This is a genomic window from Alcaligenes sp. NLF5-7 (genome assembly GCF_024266725.1).
GTDB classification, from domain to species: domain Bacteria; phylum Pseudomonadota; class Gammaproteobacteria; order Burkholderiales; family Burkholderiaceae_B; genus Alcaligenes; species Alcaligenes phenolicus.
This window is the reverse complement of the sequence record NZ_CP100755.1, coordinates 3387333-3407960: the sequence shown is the minus strand read 5'-3', so window position 1 is coordinate 3407960 and position 20628 is coordinate 3387333. Positions and strand designations below refer to the sequence as shown.

Annotated in this window: 17 protein-coding genes; 4 read left to right on the top strand and 13 right to left on the bottom strand. The window is 56.9% G+C overall.

Annotated features, from left to right (window positions below; translation table 11 throughout):
• The first annotated feature begins 4 nt into the window (after positions 1-4).
• The 4 genes from guaD to MID00_RS15660 all read left to right on the top strand — a co-directional run bounded on the left by guaD (position 5) and on the right by MID00_RS15660 (position 4866).
• Positions 5-1330 (top strand): guanine deaminase, encoded by a 1326-nt coding sequence (gene guaD, locus MID00_RS15675; protein ID WP_009455850.1) that lies wholly within the window; start codon positions 5-7, stop codon positions 1328-1330.
• Between the two features lie 192 nt (positions 1331-1522).
• Positions 1523-2824 (top strand): isoprenylcysteine carboxylmethyltransferase family protein, encoded by a 1302-nt coding sequence (locus MID00_RS15670; protein ID WP_254499037.1) that lies wholly within the window; start codon positions 1523-1525, stop codon positions 2822-2824.
• 59 nt (positions 2825-2883) lie between these two features.
• Positions 2884-3558: a response regulator transcription factor gene (locus MID00_RS15665; RefSeq protein ID WP_009455854.1), complete on the top strand. Its 675-nt coding sequence runs from the start codon at positions 2884-2886 to the stop codon at positions 3556-3558.
• 33 nt (positions 3559-3591) lie between these two features.
• Entirely contained in the window at positions 3592-4866 is a 1275-nt protein-coding gene (locus MID00_RS15660) for a HAMP domain-containing sensor histidine kinase (protein WP_031231909.1), read from the top strand.
• Between the two features lie 214 nt (positions 4867-5080).
• On the opposite strand, the gene rpoD is transcribed toward MID00_RS15660, so the two are convergent.
• From rpoD to bamB, 13 genes are all read right to left on the bottom strand, one after another.
• Positions 5081-7303: an RNA polymerase sigma factor RpoD gene (gene rpoD, locus MID00_RS15655; protein WP_021446482.1), complete on the bottom strand. Its 2223-nt coding sequence runs from the start codon at positions 7301-7303 to the stop codon at positions 5081-5083.
• Between the two features lie 259 nt (positions 7304-7562).
• Positions 7563-9566 carry a DNA primase gene (gene dnaG, locus MID00_RS15650; RefSeq protein WP_009455860.1) on the bottom strand — a complete coding sequence of 668 codons (2004 nt, stop codon included), beginning with the start codon at positions 9564-9566 and terminating at the stop codon, positions 7563-7565.
• Complete coding sequence (rpsU, locus tag MID00_RS15645; protein WP_003799344.1) at positions 9563-9775, bottom strand: 30S ribosomal protein S21; 213 nt, start codon at positions 9773-9775, stop codon at positions 9563-9565. The genes dnaG and rpsU overlap by 4 nt, the downstream gene beginning before the upstream one ends.
• A 122-nt stretch (positions 9776-9897) precedes the next feature.
• Positions 9898-10443, bottom strand: coding sequence for a phosphoribosyltransferase (locus MID00_RS15640; protein WP_021446480.1), 546 nt, complete (start codon positions 10441-10443; stop codon positions 9898-9900).
• A 154-nt stretch (positions 10444-10597) separates the two neighbouring features.
• On the bottom strand, positions 10598-11893 hold the full coding sequence (locus MID00_RS15635) for an adenylosuccinate synthase (protein ID WP_009455867.1): 1296 nt from the start codon (positions 11891-11893) through the stop codon (positions 10598-10600).
• Positions 11894-11967: 74 nt separating this feature from the next.
• On the bottom strand, positions 11968-13125 hold the full coding sequence (locus MID00_RS15630; protein ID WP_009455869.1) for an ATP phosphoribosyltransferase regulatory subunit: 1158 nt from the start codon (positions 13123-13125) through the stop codon (positions 11968-11970).
• Between the two features lie 170 nt (positions 13126-13295).
• Positions 13296-14183, bottom strand: a complete 888-nt coding sequence (gene hflC, locus MID00_RS15625) for a protease modulator HflC (protein ID WP_021446479.1) — start codon at positions 14181-14183, stop codon at positions 13296-13298.
• 9 nt (positions 14184-14192) lie between these two features.
• Positions 14193-15509, bottom strand: coding sequence for an FtsH protease activity modulator HflK (hflK, locus tag MID00_RS15620; RefSeq protein ID WP_250755845.1), 1317 nt, complete (start codon positions 15507-15509; stop codon positions 14193-14195).
• Positions 15493-16581 (bottom strand): GTPase HflX, encoded by a 1089-nt coding sequence (gene hflX, locus MID00_RS15615; protein ID WP_254499036.1) that lies wholly within the window; start codon positions 16579-16581, stop codon positions 15493-15495. Before hflX ends, hflK begins: the two co-directional genes overlap by 17 nt.
• Before the next feature lie 78 nt (positions 16582-16659).
• Positions 16660-16896, bottom strand: coding sequence for an RNA chaperone Hfq (gene hfq / locus MID00_RS15610; RefSeq protein ID WP_003799329.1), 237 nt, complete (start codon positions 16894-16896; stop codon positions 16660-16662).
• A 116-nt stretch (positions 16897-17012) separates the two neighbouring features.
• Positions 17013-18095, bottom strand: a complete 1083-nt coding sequence (hisC, locus tag MID00_RS15605) for a histidinol-phosphate transaminase (protein WP_250755846.1) — start codon at positions 18093-18095, stop codon at positions 17013-17015.
• Positions 18095-19453 (bottom strand): ribosome biogenesis GTPase Der, encoded by a 1359-nt coding sequence (gene der, locus MID00_RS15600; RefSeq protein ID WP_009455876.1) that lies wholly within the window; start codon positions 19451-19453, stop codon positions 18095-18097. The genes hisC and der overlap by 1 nt, the downstream gene beginning before the upstream one ends.
• A complete protein-coding gene (gene bamB / locus MID00_RS15595; RefSeq protein WP_266140671.1) occupies positions 19450-20589 on the bottom strand; it encodes an outer membrane protein assembly factor BamB in 1140 nt (379 codons plus the stop codon). The genes der and bamB overlap by 4 nt, the downstream gene beginning before the upstream one ends.
• Between the last annotated feature and the right edge of the window lie 39 nt (positions 20590-20628).

The following is a 20628-nucleotide window of genomic DNA, read 5'->3' as shown; positions in this document are numbered from 1 at the left end:
CACTATGACTACCTCTTTACACTCCGCCTGCGCCTACCGTGCCCAACTGCTGTACTTTGTCGCGGACCCTGCCACATTGGAAGATCCTTCCGAAGCCGTGCGCTATCACAGTGACGGCCTGCTGCTGGTCAACGAACAGGGCCAGATTCAGGCCTGTGGCGACTGGGCCGAACTGTCGCGCAGCCTGCCTGCCGATACAAAGACCGTGGATTTGAGCGGAAAAATCATCATGCCAGGCATGATCGACACCCACCTGCACTTTCCGCAAACCGACATTATTGCCTCTCCCTCCAGCGGCCTGCTGCCCTGGCTGGAAACCTATACCTTCCCAACTGAAGGCCGTTTTGGCGATAGTGAACATGCCCGCGAAGTGGCTGGCGTGTTTCTGGACGAACTGCTGCGCAACGGCACCACCACCGCCCTGGTCTATGGCAGTGTGCACCGCCAATCCGTGGATGCCTTCTTTGAAGAAAGCCACGAGCGCAATCTGCGCATGATTGCAGGCAAGGTGATGATGGATCGCAACTGCCCGGACTATCTGCAAGATACCGCCGAGTCAGGCGCACGCGATTCGGAAGACCTCATCAAGCGCTGGCACGGCAAGGGCCGCCAACTGTACGCTCTGACACCCCGTTTTGCGCCCACCTCCACCCCGGAGCAATTGGCCGCCTGTGGTGAACTGGCCCGCGCCTACCCCGATGTGTTTCTGCAAACCCATGTGGCAGAAAACAAGGACGAAATCAAATGGGTAAGCGAGCTGTTCCCCAAGAACCGCAGCTATCTGGACGTGTACGACAGCTTTGGTCTGCTGCGCCCCCGCGCCATCTACGGCCACAGTATCTGGCTGGACGAGCAGGATCGCGCCCGCATGCACGATACCGGCAGTATTGCGGCGCACTGCCCCACCTCCAACCTGTTCCTGGCCTCTGGTTTGTTCGATTTCCAGTCCATTCGCCAAAGCAAGGTGCTGCACACCCTGGCCACCGATGTGGGCGGCGGGACGTCGTTCTCCATGCTGCGCACCATGAACGAAGCCCACAAAGTGGCCCGTCTGAACAACTACCATCTGACCGCCGCATCCATGTTCTACATGGCCACCGAAGGGGCCGCGCGGGCACTGGACATGCAGGGTCAAATCGGCACGCTGGCTCCTGGTGCCGAGGCGGACTTTATTGTGATGGACCCCAAGGCCACTCCCTTGATGGCCCGCCGCAGCACCATGCTGAACTCGCTGGAAGAGCAATTGTTCATGCTGGCCCTGCTGGGTGACGATCGCTGCATTCAAGCCAGCTACAGCGCAGGCCGCTGCGTGCATCAGCGCGATCACTAAACACAACTGAAGCCGGGTCCTGGCGGGCAACTCCAATCATTACAACCGCCGCCAGGGACTCTTTTCCGTCTACCCAAAAAATATCTGCACGCGTTTTTCGATTTAACGCGGATTTTACGGTGCCAACGATACATTGATCCCGTCAGTAGGGAGCCAGCCCCGGCTCCCCCCTCTTCTTGGCGAGATTTGATTATGTCCGGCACATCAACACTGGTGCAACGCAACTCCCTGTTCTACCTGCTGACGCAGGTTGTGGGAGTGACCTTTTTGTTTCTCTGGCTGGCCAGCCTGACCCAGGACTGGTCCCCGCTCAATCCCTTGCTGGCATCCAGCCAGCAACCTGGCCATATGGCCCATGAAATGAAAGAGGCTCAAGGTCTGCTGACCGGCCTGATTGCCGCCGCTGGTTTGTTCCTGGCTGCCTGGAAGCTGCGCCAGCTGCGCGGACAAGAGGCCTTGCCAGGCAAACGCATCCTGTTGCTGGGCACCAGCCTGTTCCTGGCCGTGCCTTTGCTGATGCTGCTTCTGCAGTACTCCGCCACCTCCCCAAGCCTGGAATCGCTGTATCACCAGATACCCGAGATCAAACCCTTGCTGGAAGTGGGTGCCATCGTCGCCGTGGGCGCTGGCTTGCTACACCTGTACTTTGCCGGTTGGGCCTTGAACCAGGCCCGCCTGCGCTGGGGGGGCCTGCTGGCCGGTTTGATCTGCGCCTTTTTGTTGGGCTTGCTGGAAGCGGATCAAGAGCGTATCAATCTGACTCAAGTGTTTGCCTCACTGGCGCTTGTCTGGCTGCTGGGCAGCATCGCCTTCTACCCCTTGATCGTGAATCCCGAACGCTGGTCAGCCTCCCATGGCGAACGCGCCACGGTTGCAGAGGCCTGGGAACATCTGGCCAGCATTCAGGTACAACGTCGCCGCAGCCTGGGGATGTTTGGTGGCCTGATGGTCGTGATTCTGCCTTTCTTCGCCTCCACATGGGCGGTCGACTCGCTGGTCTTTCAATTCACCCGAATGGCCGGTCTGGGGCTGGTCCTGATTGCCGTCCTGGGCCGCTGCTGGTGCATGTTGTACCTGGGTGGTCATAAAGGCTCCAGCCTGATCAGCCAAGGCCCCTACTCCATCAGCCGCAACCCGCTGTATCTGTTTTCCCTGTGTGCCGTCACCGGCATGGGTGCACTGTCCGGCAGCCTGCTGCTTGGCCCCATACTCGCCTTGTTTGTCTACGCCGTCTTCAACAATGTGATCGACGAAGAACAGGTTCTGCTGCACAAAGTCTTTGGTCAGGATTATCAGGACTACTGCCAGCGCGTGCCCCGCCTGATCCCACGCCTGAGCCTCTGGAACAGCCCGAACGAACTGCAAGTGTCCCTGACAGGATTGGCCCGCACCTTGCGCGATGCCTTGCCCTACTTCCTGATCTGGCCCGTCTTTGCCCTGGCACAGTGGTTGCAAATCAATGGCTGGGTACCCGTACTTCTGCGTCTACCCTGATCGTCCCCAAGTGCAGTAAGCTGCACAAGAACTGTCCCAACCCTGTGGAACAAGCTGTCATGCGTGTCCTGATTGTTGAAAACGATACGACCATTGCCGAAAATCTTTATACCTATCTGGAACTGAAAGGCTTTGCTGTGGATGCCGCCTACGACGGCAATGGTGCACTGACACTGCTGCAAGAACAGGACTTTGATGCGCTGGTGCTGGATCTGGGCCTGCCCGGTCTGGATGGTTTTGGTGTACTCCAGGCCCTGCGCCAGTCCAGTCAAACACCCATCCCGACCTTGGTACTGACAGCCCGCAGCCAGTTGGAGAGCAAGCTCACGGCCTTTGATCTGGGGGCGGACGACTATCTGATCAAACCTTTTGCCTTGGCTGAAGTCGAGGCCCGGCTACGCGCTCTGATGCGTCGTGGCCCACCACAAGTACAGCACGGCTCACTGCATTGGGGCAGTCTGGAATACAACCTGGATACGGCGCTGGTCAGCGTAAACGGTCAGGAACTGCACCTGAGTTTCAAAGCCCGCCAGTTGCTGGAAGCTCTGTTACGCGACCCGCAAGCCATTCTGACACGTCGCTCCCTGGAGAAAACCCTGTGGCCACAGGGTGCACCGTCCCCAGAAGCCTTGCGCAGTCAAATCCATATCTTGCGCCGCGCCTTGTCCGAGGCTGGCGCAGGCACCATTGAAACCTTGCCCGGCATGGGCTGGCGTTTGCAACAGGAGAGCTAAGGGATGGCCATAGCCCCGCGCCGCAGCCGCTTCATGAGCACCCTTACCCAGCGTGTATCCTGGGCCCTGACCCTGATAGCCGCCTTGCTGGTCATCATTATGGGGGGACTGGCCTATGTAGCCTTTGCGCGCATGGAAGACGAGATGGTCAACGCCATGCTGGTCTCTTACGCTCGCAACCCCACTCTTTTACCCGACAGCGCCTACGACCGCAGTGAAGCCCTGGGCGCAGAGCTGGACAGCTATTGGTTTTTGCCGGGCCAAACTCTGGACAATTTGCCCGAATTTGCCCGTGTTTCCGAACCGGGCATTTACGAATTTCATCTGGGTAGTGACACCTGGCACGTGCTGCGCCAGGACAAAGAGCAAGGCCAGCTGTATCTGGTGTATCGCGCCACCCCTCACGAAGACCGAGTACGCGAGTTTGGCCTGATTCTGCTCCTGATCGGTTCGGCCACGATTTTGCTGGTGTTTTTACTCGGGCGTCGAGTAGCCCGCCACGCTGTGGCTCCCATGCTGACCCTGTCCCGCCATCTGGAAAACTGGGCACCCGGCCGCTCCGGCCTGCCCGAACACCAGGATGATGAAGCTGGCCGGCTGATCCGAGCCTTTAATCGCATGCAGGAGCAAGTTGAGGAACTACTGACGCATGAACGCGAGTTCGCCGCCAATCTGGGCCACGAGCTGCGTACAGGGCTGACTGCCATACGCAGCGATTGCGAGCTTTTGCTGCTGCAACTGCCCGAAGGCCCTCAACAACAGCGACTGCAACGCATGATGGTCCACGCCGATGCCGTCACCGCCAGCCTGGATGCCGCAGAAAGCCTGGCTTACACCGCAGAGCGCCATGTGCGCGAAGTCGAGGTCCACGAGCTGGCTCAACAGACCTGGCAGGCCGTCGCCCTGCTGGATGCGGATAGCCAGCAAGTACGTTGGAGCAATTTGGTGCCTGACCACTTGCACTACACCTTGGACCCCTATGCCCTGTCCATGTTGCTGCGCATCCTGATGCGCAATGCCATCGACCACGCCGCCCCCTGCAAGCTGCAACTGAGCTGGATTGCCCCCTCAGTCCTGGCTTTGCAAGACGACGGCCCCGGCATTGCCAAACAAGATCAAATCCTGATCTTTGAGCGCCACTTCAGCCAGGGCAAACAACTGACGACAGGACTGCGCGAAGAAGGCCACAGAGGCATAGGCCTGGCACTGGCACGCCAACTGGCGTTGGCGCAAGGCTGGAGTTTAAGTGTACAAAGCGGGCCGAATGGCAAAGGCTGTGTATTCAAGCTGGATCTGGATCCGTCCTGATATCCTGAAACGGCAAACTTATCTGCACGAACGGTGTCGCCAAGAGCATCAAAAACTCATTGCGACAGGCAAGACCAAAGACCTAGTAAGCTTTTCTCAACTGCAGCGCCTAACCCTTGAAAAGAGATTTTAAAAGGCTGGGCAATGAGCACAAAAAAACCCGGTCTTATTCAGACCGGGTTTTTTATCTTGCTCAAGCAGACCTGCTAAAGACTTACTGGCTTTCCAGGAAGCTCTTCAGTTTGTCGGCACGGCTAGGATGACGCAGCTTGCGCAAAGCCTTGGCTTCTATTTGACGAATACGCTCACGCGTAACGTCAAACTGCTTACCCACTTCTTCCAGAGTCTGGTCGGTGCTCATCTCGATACCGAAACGCATGCGCAGCACTTTGGCTTCACGTGGCGTCAGGGAATCCAGGACATCCTTGACCACATCGCGCATGGAACCGTGCAAAGCGGAATCCGATGGCGAAACGGTGTTGTTGTCCTCGATGAAATCGCCCAGGTGGGAATCGTCATCGTCACCGATAGGCGTTTCCATGGAGATAGGCTCTTTGGCGATCTTCAGGATCTTGCGAACCTTGTCCTCGGGCATGTCCATCTTCTGGGCCAGAGTTGCGGGATCGGGCTCAACGCCGGTTTCCTGCAGGATCTGACGATTGATACGGTTCATCTTGTTGATCGTCTCGATCATGTGAACCGGAATACGAATCGTGCGGGCCTGGTCAGCGATCGAACGCGTAATGGCCTGACGAATCCACCACGTAGCGTACGTGGAGAATTTGTAGCCACGACGGTATTCGAACTTGTCCACTGCCTTCATCAAACCGATATTGCCTTCCTGAATCAGGTCCAGGAACTGCAAGCCACGGTTGGTGTACTTCTTGGCGATGGAGATCACCAGACGCAAGTTGGCCTCGGTCATTTCGCGCTTGGCTTTACGTGCCTTGGCTTCGCCCGTGGTCATGCGTTTGTTGACTTCTTTCAGGTCCTTCAAAGGCAGCACAACGCTGGTTTGCAGATCGATCAGCTTTTGCTGAACTTCCTGAATGGCAGGGATGTGGCGCTCCAGAATGGAGCTGTAAGGATGGCCTGCTGCCACCTCCTGCACCACCCAATCCAGATTGGTTTCGTTGCCGGGGAAAGCCTTGATGAAGTGTGCACGTGGCATATCAGCACGATCCACACAGATGTTCAGGATTTCGCGCTCGTGCTGACGCACGATGGCAACCTGCTCGCGCATGGTATCGGCCAGCTTTTCCACCATCTTGGCGGTAAAGCGGATGCCCATGAATTCGTTCAGGATGGTTTCCTGGGCTTGCACATAGCCTGCGCTCTTGTAACCTTCGGACTCGAAGGACACGCGCATCTTGTCAAACCATTCGCCAATGATGTCGAATTTCTTGAGCGACTTGTTGCGCAGGTATTCAATCTGCTTGCTGCTCATGCCGCCGGCTGGACCTTCGTCCTCGTCGTCAGCGGTTACACCGGAACCGGCGTATTCTTCGCCATCATCGTCCACCAGACCGTCAACCACTTCGTCGATCTGCATGACGCCTTCGCGTACACGCTGAACGTAGGCCAGGATCTCGTTAACCGTGGTTGGGCAGGCGGCGATAGCCATCACCATGTGCTTCAAGCCATCTTCGATGCGCTTGGCGATTTCAATTTCGCCTTCGCGGGTCAGCAGTTCCACCGAACCCATTTCGCGCATGTACATACGCACAGGGTCAGTCGTGCGACCGAAGTCAGAGTCCACCGTGGTCAGAGCAGCTTCAGCTTCGTCCTCGACGTCGTCGTCGCTGGATGCCATGGGCGCGTTATCGCTCATGAGCAAGGTGTCAGCGTCGGGAGCCTGGTCGTAAACCGAGATACCCATGTCACTGAAGGTGCCGATAATGCCATCAATGGCTTCGACATCCACCAGATCATCGGGCAGGTGATCGTTGATTTCACTGTAGGTCAGGTAACCGCGGTCCTTACCCAGCTTGATCAGGGCTTTGAGGCGATTGCGACGGGCTTCCTGTTCTTCAGGGCTCAGTTGGCCACGGACACCGAATACATCTTTTTCGGCTTTAGCGCGCTTGGCACCACGCTTGGCCACCGGCTTGAGATCAGGAATGACCTCTTCTTCGCCCATTTCGTCGTCATCGACAAAGTCGATACCGTCGTTATTGGCATTCTTTGCAGGACGTCCACGGCGACCGCCGGTAGCGGCTTTAGCCGCTGTTTTCTTGGCAGCCGCTTTTTTGGCTACCGTTTTTTTAGCAGCCGCCTTTTTAGCTGCCTTCTTGGCAGGCGCTGCGCCTGGCTCTCCACTTTCGTGAAGCTCATCGAGCTCTACCGAGCTTGATGCCCCTGATTTTGCTGTCGCGGCCAAAGTTTTCTTAGCAGACCGAGAGACCGTCGTCGAGGTTTTACCAGTCGTTTGAGTCATATTTTCTTCCATAGACGCCATTTACCCCTGTGGCACTAAATATGTAGCCACCGAGTCGTACAGGCAAGAGCCTGATAATGAGCGTGTTCACAACCGGCTTGCTCCTGGGCGTGTTGCGCGAGCGAACCCTAAGTCATTTAATCCCTGGCTCATGGGCTCAAGGCATAAGGTGGTTCACAATCCGCTAACCCGCCGCATTTGCTCGCGTACCAGTTTTAACCCCCTGGCCGGCCACAAACACAACACATAACCCAATATTTTACTTCACTTGCCGAGTATAAGCAGCATTCAACAAAGCAATACGGCGTGTCAATTCTTGATAACGCTGACGCTGTTCGGGCTCTTGCAAACCCGTGGCCACCAATGCCGACTGCTCTGCCTTGATCGCATCCAGTTCGATGCGATGCAGCGCATCACGCCATTCACCCTGCGGGTCAGGCAATTCTTCTTCGCCCAAGAGCTCCGTGGCCAGCGCTTCGAGCACAGGGGCCAGGTCGGACTCGGGGTCCACGGCCTCCAGCAACGCACCTGCGTGACGCGCCGAGCTGATATTGCTTAAGGCAATCAGCTCTTGCACTAAACGTAAATGGGGACTTTGCGCCAAAATTTCAAGTTGTTGATCGCCCAGCTCGCCCACCAGAGTCGGATGCCCAATAAGCAAGCGCAGCAATCGCTTGGCCATGGGCGTCACCGCACGGCTGCCACCCACGACAGCGCGCTCGGTCCGTTGACGGTTGTTCTTGCCCTTGCCACGAGCAGTCACTGGCCGCTCCTGATACTGGGGTTGAGGCTGCCAATCAGAGTCGTCCTGCCAGCCATCCATAGGCAGACTGTCAGCAAACGAACCATCAAAACCGTCCTCAAACAGCTCCATGCCATCTGAAGATGGTGCTGGCTGCGCCGGAACCGGTGGTCTGGCTACCAGACCATCCTGAGCAGGCGGCGTATCCACAGCAGGCCGACGAACCGGCTCTACGGTACTCAGGCGCTGCGCCAGCTCGTCCGGCGTCAGCAGCACCATGCGGGCAAATTCGTGCTGAATCTGCACTTTCAAGGTACTGTCAGCCAGTTCCAGCAGCAAAGGCAAGGCCTCGTGCACGCAGGCCGCGCGGCCTTCGGCCTCGTCCATGCGATGGCGGGCCGCCAGCTCGTCCAGGAAGAAGCGCGACAAAGCTGCTGCTTCCTGGGCCTGCTCGCGAAACGCGGCAGCACCGTGCTCACGAACAAAAGAATCGGGGTCGTGGTTATCCGCCAGGAACATGAAGCGGATGGACACATCGTCACGTACCAGCGGCAAGCAGGTATTCAAAGCACGCCAGGCGGCCTTGCGCCCTGCCCCGTCACCATCAAAGCAAAACACCAGCCTGTCGCTGGCGCGCATCAATTTGGTGATGTGGTATTCGGTTGTCGCGGTGCCCAAGGTCGCTACGGCATTGTGCAAGCCATGTTGCGACAGCGCCACCACGTCCATATAACCTTCAACAATCAGGACAAAGCCTTCTTTGCGTATGCCCTGACGTCCTTCCCACAAGCCGTATAGCTCGTGTCCTTTGGAAAACAGCGTGGTTTCCGGCGAATTCAGGTACTTGGGTTCACCTTTTTCGATCAGACGGCCACCAAAGCCAATGATATGGCCCTTGGTACTGCGGATCGGAAACATGATGCGCGAACGGAAACGGTCGTAGCGACGACCATCTTCGGACTCGATCACCAGGCCGGACTCAACCAGCTGCTTGTCTTCGTACTGCGGAAATACAGCCGATAAGCCGCGTCGCTCCGTACCTGTCCAGCCCAAACCGAAACGGGCAGCCGTCTCCCCATCCAGGCCACGACGTTTTAGATAGTCGATAGCAATGGGTGACTGTTTTAGCTGACGTAGGTAGTGCCCCTGTGCCGTTTCAAGAATATGATGCTGACGCGACAACTCGTCTTTACGACGCGCATCGGCAGCACGTTGGCGTGGGGTGCGATCTGCTTCGGGCACAGTCATTCCGACGGAACCAGCTAAGCTGCGTACCGCCTCGGGGAATGAAGCCCCTGTGTGTTCCATCAGGAACGAGATAGCCGATCCGTGAGCGCCACAACCGAAGCAATGGTAAAACTGCTTGGTGGGACTGACTGTAAATGAAGGGGATTTTTCGTTGTGAAAAGGGCACAGGCCAAGCAAGTTGGCCCCGCCTTTACGCAACTGCACGTACCGCCCGACGACATCTACGACATCGACACGGGCGAGCAGTTCCTGAACAAAAGATTCAGGGATCAATACAAGCGTGGAGGCAGTTGCTGGCTGCGGATGCGTTTGTAGTGACGCTTCACGGCGGCAGCGTGCTTGCGCTTGCGCTCAGCCGTTGGCTTTTCGTAGAATTCGCGCGAACGCAGCTCGGTCAACAGACCGGTTTTTTCAATAGTGCGTTTGAAGCGGCGCAGAGCAACTTCAAAGGGTTCGTTTTCTTTCAGGCGAACAATGGACATGTAATCCCTGACCTTTGTAAAAAGAGTTAGCGTAACAGATAGCCCAATATGGTAGCACGATTGCTGGCATACACCAAGCAAGGCGCAATTAGGCTATCCACCAATTATCTGAATGCCAGCGATCAAGCCTGGCCGGTACCCTTACGGATCCAGGCGTCCAGCTGATGAGGGCGAATGCTATCGTAGTCCTCAAAAGGCTGATGAATCCAGGGATTTGTGGGCAACTTGGACACGTAGTAGTCCGGGTCGACCTGGGCGTGGCCTTTCCACCACAAAACGGCGGTTTTCAGCTCGGTGATCGCGGGAAACTGTGCACGCAGGTGATCACGTACACGCATAAAAGTCTTGCCCGTATCGACCATATCATCGACCAGCAGCACATTGCCATCCAGGGTGCCACGGGTAATGGTGATGTATTGCGCAATATCCAGATCACCCTGTTCGGTACCGGCGGCTTCGCGATAGCTGCTGGTGGCCAAAATACCCAGGGGTACATCATAGATGCGCGAAATAACGTCTCCCACTCTCATGCCGCCTCGGGCCAGGCAAACAATTTTGTCGAATTTCCAGCCTGATTCGTGAATACTCAGGGCCAATTGTTCAATCAGGCGATTGTATTGTTCCCAGGAAACCCATTCATCAGTATCGCTATTTGGGGGCAGACTCATATGTATTCCAGATATAAATGCACTAGCTGCGCTTTGGTACCTGCAAAACAAGAGTCTGGTAGGCCAACGCAGCGTCCAGAACGACAAAGCGGCCCTTCAGGCCGCTCTGTACGCACCGTACAACGGTGCAAGGCATTATACCGCGATAAATCGCTTATTTGGTAAACGGATCGCGCAATACGATGGTTTCGTTGCGATCTGGCCCTGTGGAAACCATGTCGATAGGTACATCGCACAGTTCAGCAATGCGTTCCAGGTAACGACGAGCGTTGATAGGCAACTTGTCGTAGTCAGTCACGCCCACGGTGGACTCGGTCCAGCCGGGCATTTCTTCCAGAACGGGCTCGGCTTCGGCAACCGCGTGTGCGCCGTAGGGCAGGACGTCCAGGAATTCGCCCTTGTAGCGGTAACCCACACCAATCTTGATTTGCTCAACGCCGTCCAGCACGTCCAGCTTGGTAATGCACAGACCGGAAATACCGTTAATCATGACCGAACGCTTCATGGCCGCCGCATCAAACCAGCCGCAACGACGTGGACGACCGGTAACGGAACCGAATTCCTTGCCAACCGTAGCCAGACGCATGCCGGTGTCATCCAGCAACTCGGTCGGGAATGGACCCGAACCCACGCGAGTGGTGTAGGACTTGGCGATACCGAGCACGTAGCTCAATTCCTGAGGACCCACACCCGAACCTGCGGAAGCGGCACCGGACAAGCAGTTGCTGCTGGTCACGAAGGGGTATGTACCGTGGTCAATATCCAACAATGCACCCTGGGCACCTTCAAACAGGAGTTTCTGCCCTGCTTTCTTGGCCTGGTACAGGTTGTTGGATACATCAGCGACCATAGGAGCCAGCTGTTCAGCGTGCTTCATGGCCAGGTCGCGAACCTGTTCAGCGGAAACAGCTTCAGCGCCCAGGTACTGGGTCAGCACGAAGTTGTGGTAATCCAGCGCTTCGGACAATTTTTCGTCAAAGATTTCGGGATCGTACAGGTCCTGAACACGCAGGGCACGGCGTGCCACCTTGTCTTCGTAGGCAGGGCCGATACCGCGACCGGTAGTACCGATCTTGCCGTCGCCTTTACGCTTTTCACGAGCCTGGTCCACGGCGATGTGGTAGGGCAAAATCAGCGGGCAAGCGGGCGAGATCTGCAGGCGCGAACGCACGTCCAGACCGGCAGCTTCCAGCTCGGCGATTTCAGTCAAGAGGGCCTCAGGCGACAGCACCACGCCATTGCCAATGTAGCAAGTGACGTGCTCGTGCATGATGCCCGACGGAATCAAGCGCAGAATGGTCTTCTTGCCATTAATCCACAATGTATGGCCAGCGTTATGCCCACCCTGGAAACGAACCACGCCATGCGCGGACTCGGCCAGCCAGTCGACGATCTTGCCTTTGCCTTCGTCACCCCACTGGGTGCCAATCACCACAAGGTTTTTGCTCATGTCTAGTATCAGAATAAAGGAGGCCGGCACGGTGCCGGACCAATAACAATCACCAACGCTACAAACCGCCTGGCTTACAGCGCCCTAACTTGCCACTGACCGTCCAGCGAGACCAGCTCGCGATCGATCACGAATTCATCCAGATTCAGCTCCTGACCGGGCAGCATCTGAATCACAATTTCACCGTTTTGACGCAGCTGCTTGACCGCTGCAGTCAGGGCCGCATCACTCCCCCAGGGAGCGCGTACTGCACGGGCTGCCTGAGCCGGTGCCAAGCCAGCCGAGAGCTTGCGCAAATCCAGGCTGAAGCCGGTTGCAGGACGAGCACGACCATACATGCGGCCAATACCGTCAAAGCGTCCGCCCTTGACCAAGGCATCGTGCCAGCCTTCGGCGTAAACCGAAAAGATCAGGCCCGAATGGTAGGCATAACCGCTGCCGATGTCGGCCAGGTCCACCGTAATTTCGTGGCCAGGCAAAGCATCAATGAAGCTGCGCAGGCTACCCAGAGCTTCGCGCACTTCCGGTTCGTCCGGCAGAACACTGCGGGCACGCTCCAGTACGCTGCCATCGCCATACAGCGAGGTCAAAGCCAGCAGATAGCGGGTGGTTTCAGGCAGACAGCCCGACTCACGACCCAGGGCGCGCAGGCCCGACACATCTTTGGCGTTCAGAAGCTCACACACTTCTGCCACGCGGGTTTTCAAAATAGGATCGCGCTCGATCAGGAAGCGCCCCAGATCGGGGTAGTTCAAGTCCAGGCGAGGATGATGCACCCCTGCCCGACCCACGCTTTCCAGCGCCAGTTGCACCACTTCCAGATCGGACTCAATACCGGCATGGCCGAAAATTTCCGCGCCAATCTGCAACAATTCACGGTCCGACAACAAACCAGCCGGACGGGCATGCAAGACCGAACCACAGTAGCAAAGCCGAGTGACGCCTTCGCGGTTAAGCAAGTGAGCGTCGATACGTGCCACCTGGGGGGTCATGTCGGCGCGTACGCCCATGGTGCGACCCGAGATTTGATCGACGACTTTGCTGGTACGCAGATTCAGATCTGTGCCAGAAACCGCTTGCAGGGATTCCAGATACTCCACCAGAGGTGGAGCTACCAGTTCGAACCCGTAAGTACGATACAAGTCTAGCAAATCGCGGCGCAGTTCTTCGATGCGGCGCGCCTCTGCAGGCAAGATATCAGCCAGGCTCTCTGGCAACAACCAATTGGACATACTCGTGCCTCGGACTACTTATAAACGAAAGTTCCAGCCAAACAAAAAGCGACTTGGGGCCTGTAAGCCGCCCAAGTCGCATGCGAAGTGGTGTTAGTAACTTACACGCTAGTATAAACGATCAGGGCCGCGGGTGGAACACCCAGCGGCCCTAAGTTCTCTAGCGGGGATCAGTTCGCAGGTGCTGCGGGTGATCCTTGCTTGCCCCAATACTTGAAGAAATCAGAGTCAGGGCTGATGACCAGTGTGTCGGTCTGTTTGCTGAAAGCACTGCGGTAGGCTTCCAGACTGCGGTAGAAACGATAGAACTCGGGGTTCTTGCCATAACTATCGGAGTAAATGGCAGCGGCTTCACCATCACCCTGACCACGGATGGCCTGAGCTTGGGCATACGCGTCGGCCAGCAACTCTTCACGCTGACGTTCGGCCTCGGCACGGATACGCTCACTTTCAGCCGCACCGGTTGCACGCAAACGGTTGGCTTCTTGTGTACGCTCGGCTTCCATACGACGGTATACCGATTCCGAAATCTCGGGAGCGAAGTCAATACGACGCAAACGCACGTCAATCACTTCCACACCCAAAGGACGGGCACGGGCCTCAACGGCCGTCAGCACCTCACGCATGATCGCATCACGCTCGGTGGAAACCACTTCTTTCACCGTACGTACGTTCACCGAGGCGTTCAGGGCATCACGAATCTGGGCCTGCAAACGCTCGACAGCACCACGATCCGTTGCACCAAACGTCACGTAAAACAGGCGTGGATCGGAAATACGCCATTTGACGTAGGAGTCGATCAGCAGGTTTTTCTTTTCAGCCGTCTGAATACGCTCAGGGTCCTTGGTTTCAATCGTCTGCAGACGCTTGTCCAGGAACACCACGTTTTCAAACGGTGGCGGCAGCTTGAAATACAAACCGGGAGTCGTGATGGTGCCACGCACCTCACCCAGGGCAAAAACCAGAGCCGCATCGCGCTCACGCACGATGAAAACGGAAGACAGCAGCAGACCGACAATTACCGCCAGGGCCACCAGAGCAGGAAATAAACGTTGCATCAAGCTCTCCTAGCGTGCGTATGGGGAATAAGGACTGACCAAAGAGCCCAGCGAGGTATCCAGACCGGCTGGATTGGCTGGCGCAGGCGCTTTGGGTGCCGCAGCGGGAGCTGGACGGCTGACCTGTCCTTGCGAAGCGGCCGAAGCGACAGGAGCGGACGGCTCCATATCCGTACGGCTACCCACCTGACGCACGATCTTGTCCAAAGGCAGATAGATCATGTTGTTATCACTACGGGTATCAACCAGTACCTTGCTGGTGCTCTCCAGGATTTCCTGAATTGTGGACAGGTACAGACGATCCCGCGTTACACCCGGAGCCTTCACGTACTCGGCCTCGACGCTACCAAAACGGGCAGTATCACCCTTGGCATCACCGATCACACGAGCCTTGTAACCCTCAGACTCCTGCATCATGCGAGCCACTTGACCAGCGGCTTCGGGCAACACCTTGTTGGCATAGGCCTGACCTTCGTTGATCTGACGCTCGCGGTCCTGACCGGCCTTGACGGCATCGTCAAAGGCGGCCTGAACCTGCTCGGGCGGCTGCACGTTCTGGATAGCTACGGTGCTGATCTGAATGCCGGTACGGTAGCGGTCCAGAATGGACTGGGCCAGCTGCTGCACGTCCGATGCAATCTGGGTACGGCCGGAGTACAGCACGGAGTCCATGGGCTGCTTGCCCACGACTTCACGCATGGCGGTTTCAGCCGCCTGACGTACCGACTCGTCCGGATTATTGGTGTTGAACAGGTAGTCCGGTGCGCCTGTAGGCAGCAAACGGTACTGAACCACATACTGCATGTCGACGATGTTCTCGTCGGTTGTCAGCATCAACGATTCAGGCAGGACTTTATTGCGTGCACTGCCGCGGTAGCCCACTTCAAAGGTACGCAACTGCGAAATATTCACAGTCTGGTGATCTTCGATGGGAGCGGGCCAACGCCACTGCAAACCGGGATTCAGAGTTTTCGTGTACGCGCCAAAACGGGTAACCACGGCAACCTGACCTTCCTGCACGATGGTAAAGCCACTGGCCATCCACAGACCGACCGCGACCACACCGCCGATGATCAGCAGCTTGGGCGAGCCTTTGGGGATGGATGGGCCATTACCGCTACCCGGAGGCATGCCACCGGGAGGGGAGCGACGTCCCTTTTTGCCGAATAAAGATCCCAAGCGACTGTTGAAGTCACGCCATACCTCGTCGAGGTCAGGCGGGCCATCTTGTTTCTCGGGGCGGCGAGGTGGCTCGGAACCGTTTTTGCCACTGTCTCGTCCCCAACCGGGATCATTGAGATTGAATATTTTATTGTTCAGACGCATTGTTTTCCGCGAAATGACCTGATTCGACGATTGCTGTACGCAAGCCATCCAATCCGATGCGCTCTAAAGCGCTAACAAAGACTCGGGCAATAGTACCATGTTCATCCCGCTCTACCCGTGGCTCATAGCTGGCTTGGTCAATTTTGTTATAGACCAGAATGCGAGGTATTTCATGGGCCCCGATGTCCTCCAGAACCTTATGAACTTCAGCGATTTGTTCATCGCGTTGAGGGTTGGCCGCATCGACCACATGCAGCAATACGTCTGCATGGACGGTCTCTTCCAAAGTGGCCCGGAAAGCGGCAATCAAGGTCGGTGGCAATTCACGAATGAAGCCCACCGTATCCGAAATTACGACCTGCCCTGCCCCTTCAATCCAGATACGACGCGTGGTGGTATCCAAGGTAGCAAATAACTGGTCAGCTGCGTAGGCGTCCGCACGGGTCAAGGCGTTAAATAGCGTGGATTTTCCCGTGTTGGTGTAGCCCACCAGAGACACCGACAAGGTGCCGCTACGAGAACGGGCACGACGTTGGGTGCTGCGCTGGCGTTGCACCTTGGCCAGACGCTCACGCAAGGTACGGACTTTGTCGCCAATCATCCGGCGGTCCATTTCCAGCTGCGATTCACCTGGACCACGCATACCGATACCACCCTTTTGGCGCTCCAAGTGCGTCCACATCCGGGTCAATCGGGAAGTCAGGTGTTGCAGCTGGGCCAGTTCCACCTGCAATTTACCTTCGTGACTTTGCGCACGCAGGGCAAAAATATCCAGAATCAGGGCCACCCGGTCAACCACACGCAGCTCCAGCTTGCGCTCCAGATTACGCTGCTGGGCCGGGCTCAAGGCATGATCAAACAGCACGACTTCGGCGCCAGTTGCCTTGGCCAGGGCGACCGCCTCTTCCAGCTTGCCCGTACCGATGTAGTAGGCAGAATCTGGACGGGACCGACGCACGACCATCAATTCCATAATCTGGGCGCCCGCCCCTTCAGCCAGCATGACGAATTCTTCAGCATGGGCCTTGTAGTCCAGCTCGCCCATATCCACACTAATTACCAGTGCCTTCAACGTTTGCTCCAGAAACAAAGACCCGCCCGCGGGCACCGCGAGACGGGTCTTTCAGAGTACAAAGAACTGGGTGAGGATTTATTCAGCCTGCTCATCCGCAGCCAAAGTAACGGGGCGTGCAGGAACGACGGTAGAGATCGCGTGCTTATACACCATTTGAGTGACTGTATTGCGCAGCAGTACGACATACTGATCGAAGGACTCGATCTGACCTTGCAGCTTGATGCCGTTGACCAGGTAGATCGACACAGGGATATGCTCCTTGCGCAGCGCGTTCAAAAACGGGTCTTGTAGAATTTGCCCTTTATTGCTCATTGGTGAGGCTCCGGTTATGTTGTTTTTCCAGAAATGGAAGCGAATCCCACTACTTTACCGGGTTTTCCCTGAATTCGCACGTTCCAAACTGGAGATTTTTATCTAATAAGTGTATATCAGGCGCCTTGCCCTAAAATCTGCCGCAAACTGTTGCACAGTCGGGCACATTGCTCGGGCGATCCTACCGTAATACGTAAATACTGCTCAATGCGTGGCTGACGGAAATGGCGAACCAAAATCCCCTGTTCACGCAAGGCCTGCTGAATACCAGCTGCCGAATGCTTAGGGTGAGTTGCCATCAAAAAGTTCGCTTTCGAGGGCAAAATCTCGAAACCCAGCTGCTCCAGATCAGCGCGCAACTGCTCGCGTGCATCAATCACAGCCTGGCATTGACGGTCAAAATACTCCGTATCCTTCAAGGAAGCTACCGCACCCACCTGGGCAATCGTGTCCATGGGGTAGGAGTTGAAACTGTCTTTCACCCGCTCCAGCGCCTGGATGATATCGGCGCTGGCCAGGGCATAACCCACACGCAAGCCAGCCAGAGCGCGCGACTTGGACATGGTCTGAATGACCACCAGATTGTCGTATTTTTCCAGCAAACCAACCGAAGAGGTACCGCCGAAATCGACGTACGCCTCGTCCACCACCACCGTGGTATCTGGGTTGGCAGCCAGAATGGCTTCTATATCCGTCAAGCACAAAGGAATGCCGGTAGGCGCATTAGGGTTGGCAAAAATAATGCCGGCAGGTGGCAGACTGCGCTTGCGCACATAGTCCTGCACATTCAGCGTGAAGTCCTCGCGCAGCGGCACGATATCCGCAGGCACACCGAAGTACGAACAGTAAGTGGTGTAGAAGCTGTAAGTGATATCGGGCAGCAGGACCGGGCGCACGCCACGCAGGAACAAGGCGCTGAACACATGGGCCAGCACTTCGTCCGAGCCATTGCCCAAAAAGACGTTGTTAGCTTTCACGCCGTGGTTGTGCGCCACGGCGTCACGCAATTCCTGCGCGCTGTAGGAGGGGTAAAGACGCAAGTCATCAGTCGCCGCCTGGCGGATCGCTTCCAGCGCTTTGGGCGACGGACCGAAAGGATGTTCGTTTGTGTTCAGCTTCAAGAGGTTATCCAGCTTGACCTGCTCACCCGGTACATAGGGTGAAAGCCCCGCTACATGATCACTCCACAAACGGCTCATTACGCGTCCTTCAGATAAGGGTTTTTAGATGATTTGAATTCGATGCGCAAAGGCGTGCCTTCCAGCTTGAAGGCCTCGCGAAAACGCGTCTCCAGATAACGGCGGTAACTGTCCGAAATGGCATCCAGGGCGTTGCCGTGAATCACCACGATCGGCGGGTTCATGCCACCTTGGTGAGCATACCGCAACTTGGGACGGAAAATGCCCTTGCGCGGTGGCTGTTGCTGTTCCACCGCTTCTTGCATGACGCGAGTGAGCTTGGGCGTGGACAGCTTGGAGAAGGCAGCCGCATGCGCGGCATTGACCGACTTGAGCAAGGGATTGATCCCCTGCCCTTTCAAGGCCGACAAGGTGTGCATCTTGGCAAAGTTCAGGAAGCGCAATTTGCGATCGAACTCGCGCTTGATCCACTCGCGCTGGTACTCGTCCAGGCCATCCCACTTGTTGATGCCCACCACCAGTGCACGACCGGTTTCCACCACGAAGCCCGCAATGCTGGCGTCCTGGTCGGAAATTTCGGTGTGAGCGTCAATCATCAACAAGACCACGTTACACGCTTCAATCGCCTGCAAGGTCTTGATAACGGAGAACTTTTCAACCGCTTCAAATACCTTGCCGCGCTTGCGCAAACCGGCCGTGTCGATCAGGGTGTATTCCACCCCATTGCGCTCGAACTCGATCTCAATGGCATCACGCGTCGTACCGGGCTGGTCAAACGCAATCACGCGATCTTCACCCACCAAGGTATTGATCAAGGTGGATTTACCCACATTGGGGCGGCCCACAATCGCCAGCTTGATACGGTGCTGAAATTCATCGTCATCCTGGCCATCCTCTTCAGGCTCAGGATTGGGCACTTGCTCCAGTGCCAGGTTGATCAGCTCTTCCACGCCATCGCCGTGGGAAGCGGAGATCAGGTAAGGCTGACCCAGGCCCAGTTCGTGGAATTCCACGCCACCGGCCTCGTAACGCATGCCTTCGGCCTTGTTGACGGCCAGCAGCACTTTCTGCCCCAGCTTGCGCAGCAACTGCGCAATTTCCAGATCCAGTGCGTTGACGCCCTCACGGGCATCGACCAGAAAGACGACCACGTCAGCTTCGGCAATCGCCTGCTGGGTCTGACGAGCCATCTCCAGCAACATGCCGGTTTTGGCCACAGGCTCGAAACCACCCGTATCGACCACGATATAGGGGCGGCTGCCAACCCGGCCTTCGCCGTAATGACGGTCGCGGGTCAGACCAGGGAAGTTCGCCACCAGAGCCGCGCGCGAGCGCGTCAGGCGGTTGAACAAAGTGGACTTGCCGACGTTGGCCCGACCGACCAAAGCCACTACGGGCTTAAAAGAAACGCTTTTCAATTGATTCCAACCAAGACCAAATTACCATTGCCGGTCTGGACCAGGACCCCACGCGGGGTTCCGATCAAAGGCGACACAATGGCACCACCGCCGACACTGACCCGGCCCAACAAGGTGCCGTCCAGTCGCGATAGAAAGTGAACATAGCCTTCCATGTCACCGGCGGCGAGCGCCTGGGGCATGACGGCTAAAGGAGCCAGACCACGGTTACGCAAAGCATTCTGCTTCCAGATGGTTTGCCCGTCTGTCATGGCAAACGCTTCAATCTGGTCGCGGCTATTGGCGGCATACAACATATGGTTGTCCGCTGCGATACCGGTACCGGCCGAAAATTCCCTATCCCACACCAGTCGTCCACCTTGGGAGACGTCAAAGCAGGCAACACGACCTTGGTAGGTTGCACCGCACAGCAGGGGATCGACGACCTGGGGAGCACCCACGACGTCATTAATGCGCTCCAGGTCCGTCGCGCCGCGGGAGACAGAAATACTGCCTTCCCACACCAGATGACCTTGAGCTGCGTCAATGGCCATCAAACGGCCGTTGGGCATTCCTGCCAACAACAAACCATCAATAATGCGCATTTGCATGCTGGTTTTCAGCGACAAGGCGGGGCCAGGACGCTGCAGACTCCAGCGCAGATCACCTGTGCTGGCATCAAATGCCTGCAAGCGGTAGTCGCTGGTACGCACCACAACCACACCAGCACCCACAGCAGGCGGCACATTCACAGCGCTGCTGCTACGACTGCGCCACAACTCCTTGCCCGAGTCGTCAAACGCAATGACGTTGCCGTCCACCGAAGCGACCGCAGTCACCACACCATCCGAACCTGCACCGGCGGTCAACTTCTTGCCGGCATTGGCCGACCACTGCACGCGACCCGTATCCAGATCAACCTTGCTGACCTGACCCGAGACCGTCGCGGCGTAGACCGAGGAGCCACTGACTTGCGGTGCAAATCCGGAGTCTGCGCCGCTACCAATCGAGGTACTCCAGCTGATCTTGGCGGCCACACCAGGGGTGTATTCCGTCAGGGGCGTAGGCTCGAAACGAGGATCCTTGCTGGAGAACATGGAGCAACCGGCCAAAGCGGTCAGGCTCAGGGCCAGAGCGCTCAAGCGCAGGACACGCATGGCAGAGGATGGGGATTTGCGAATAGTAGGAAGAGACAT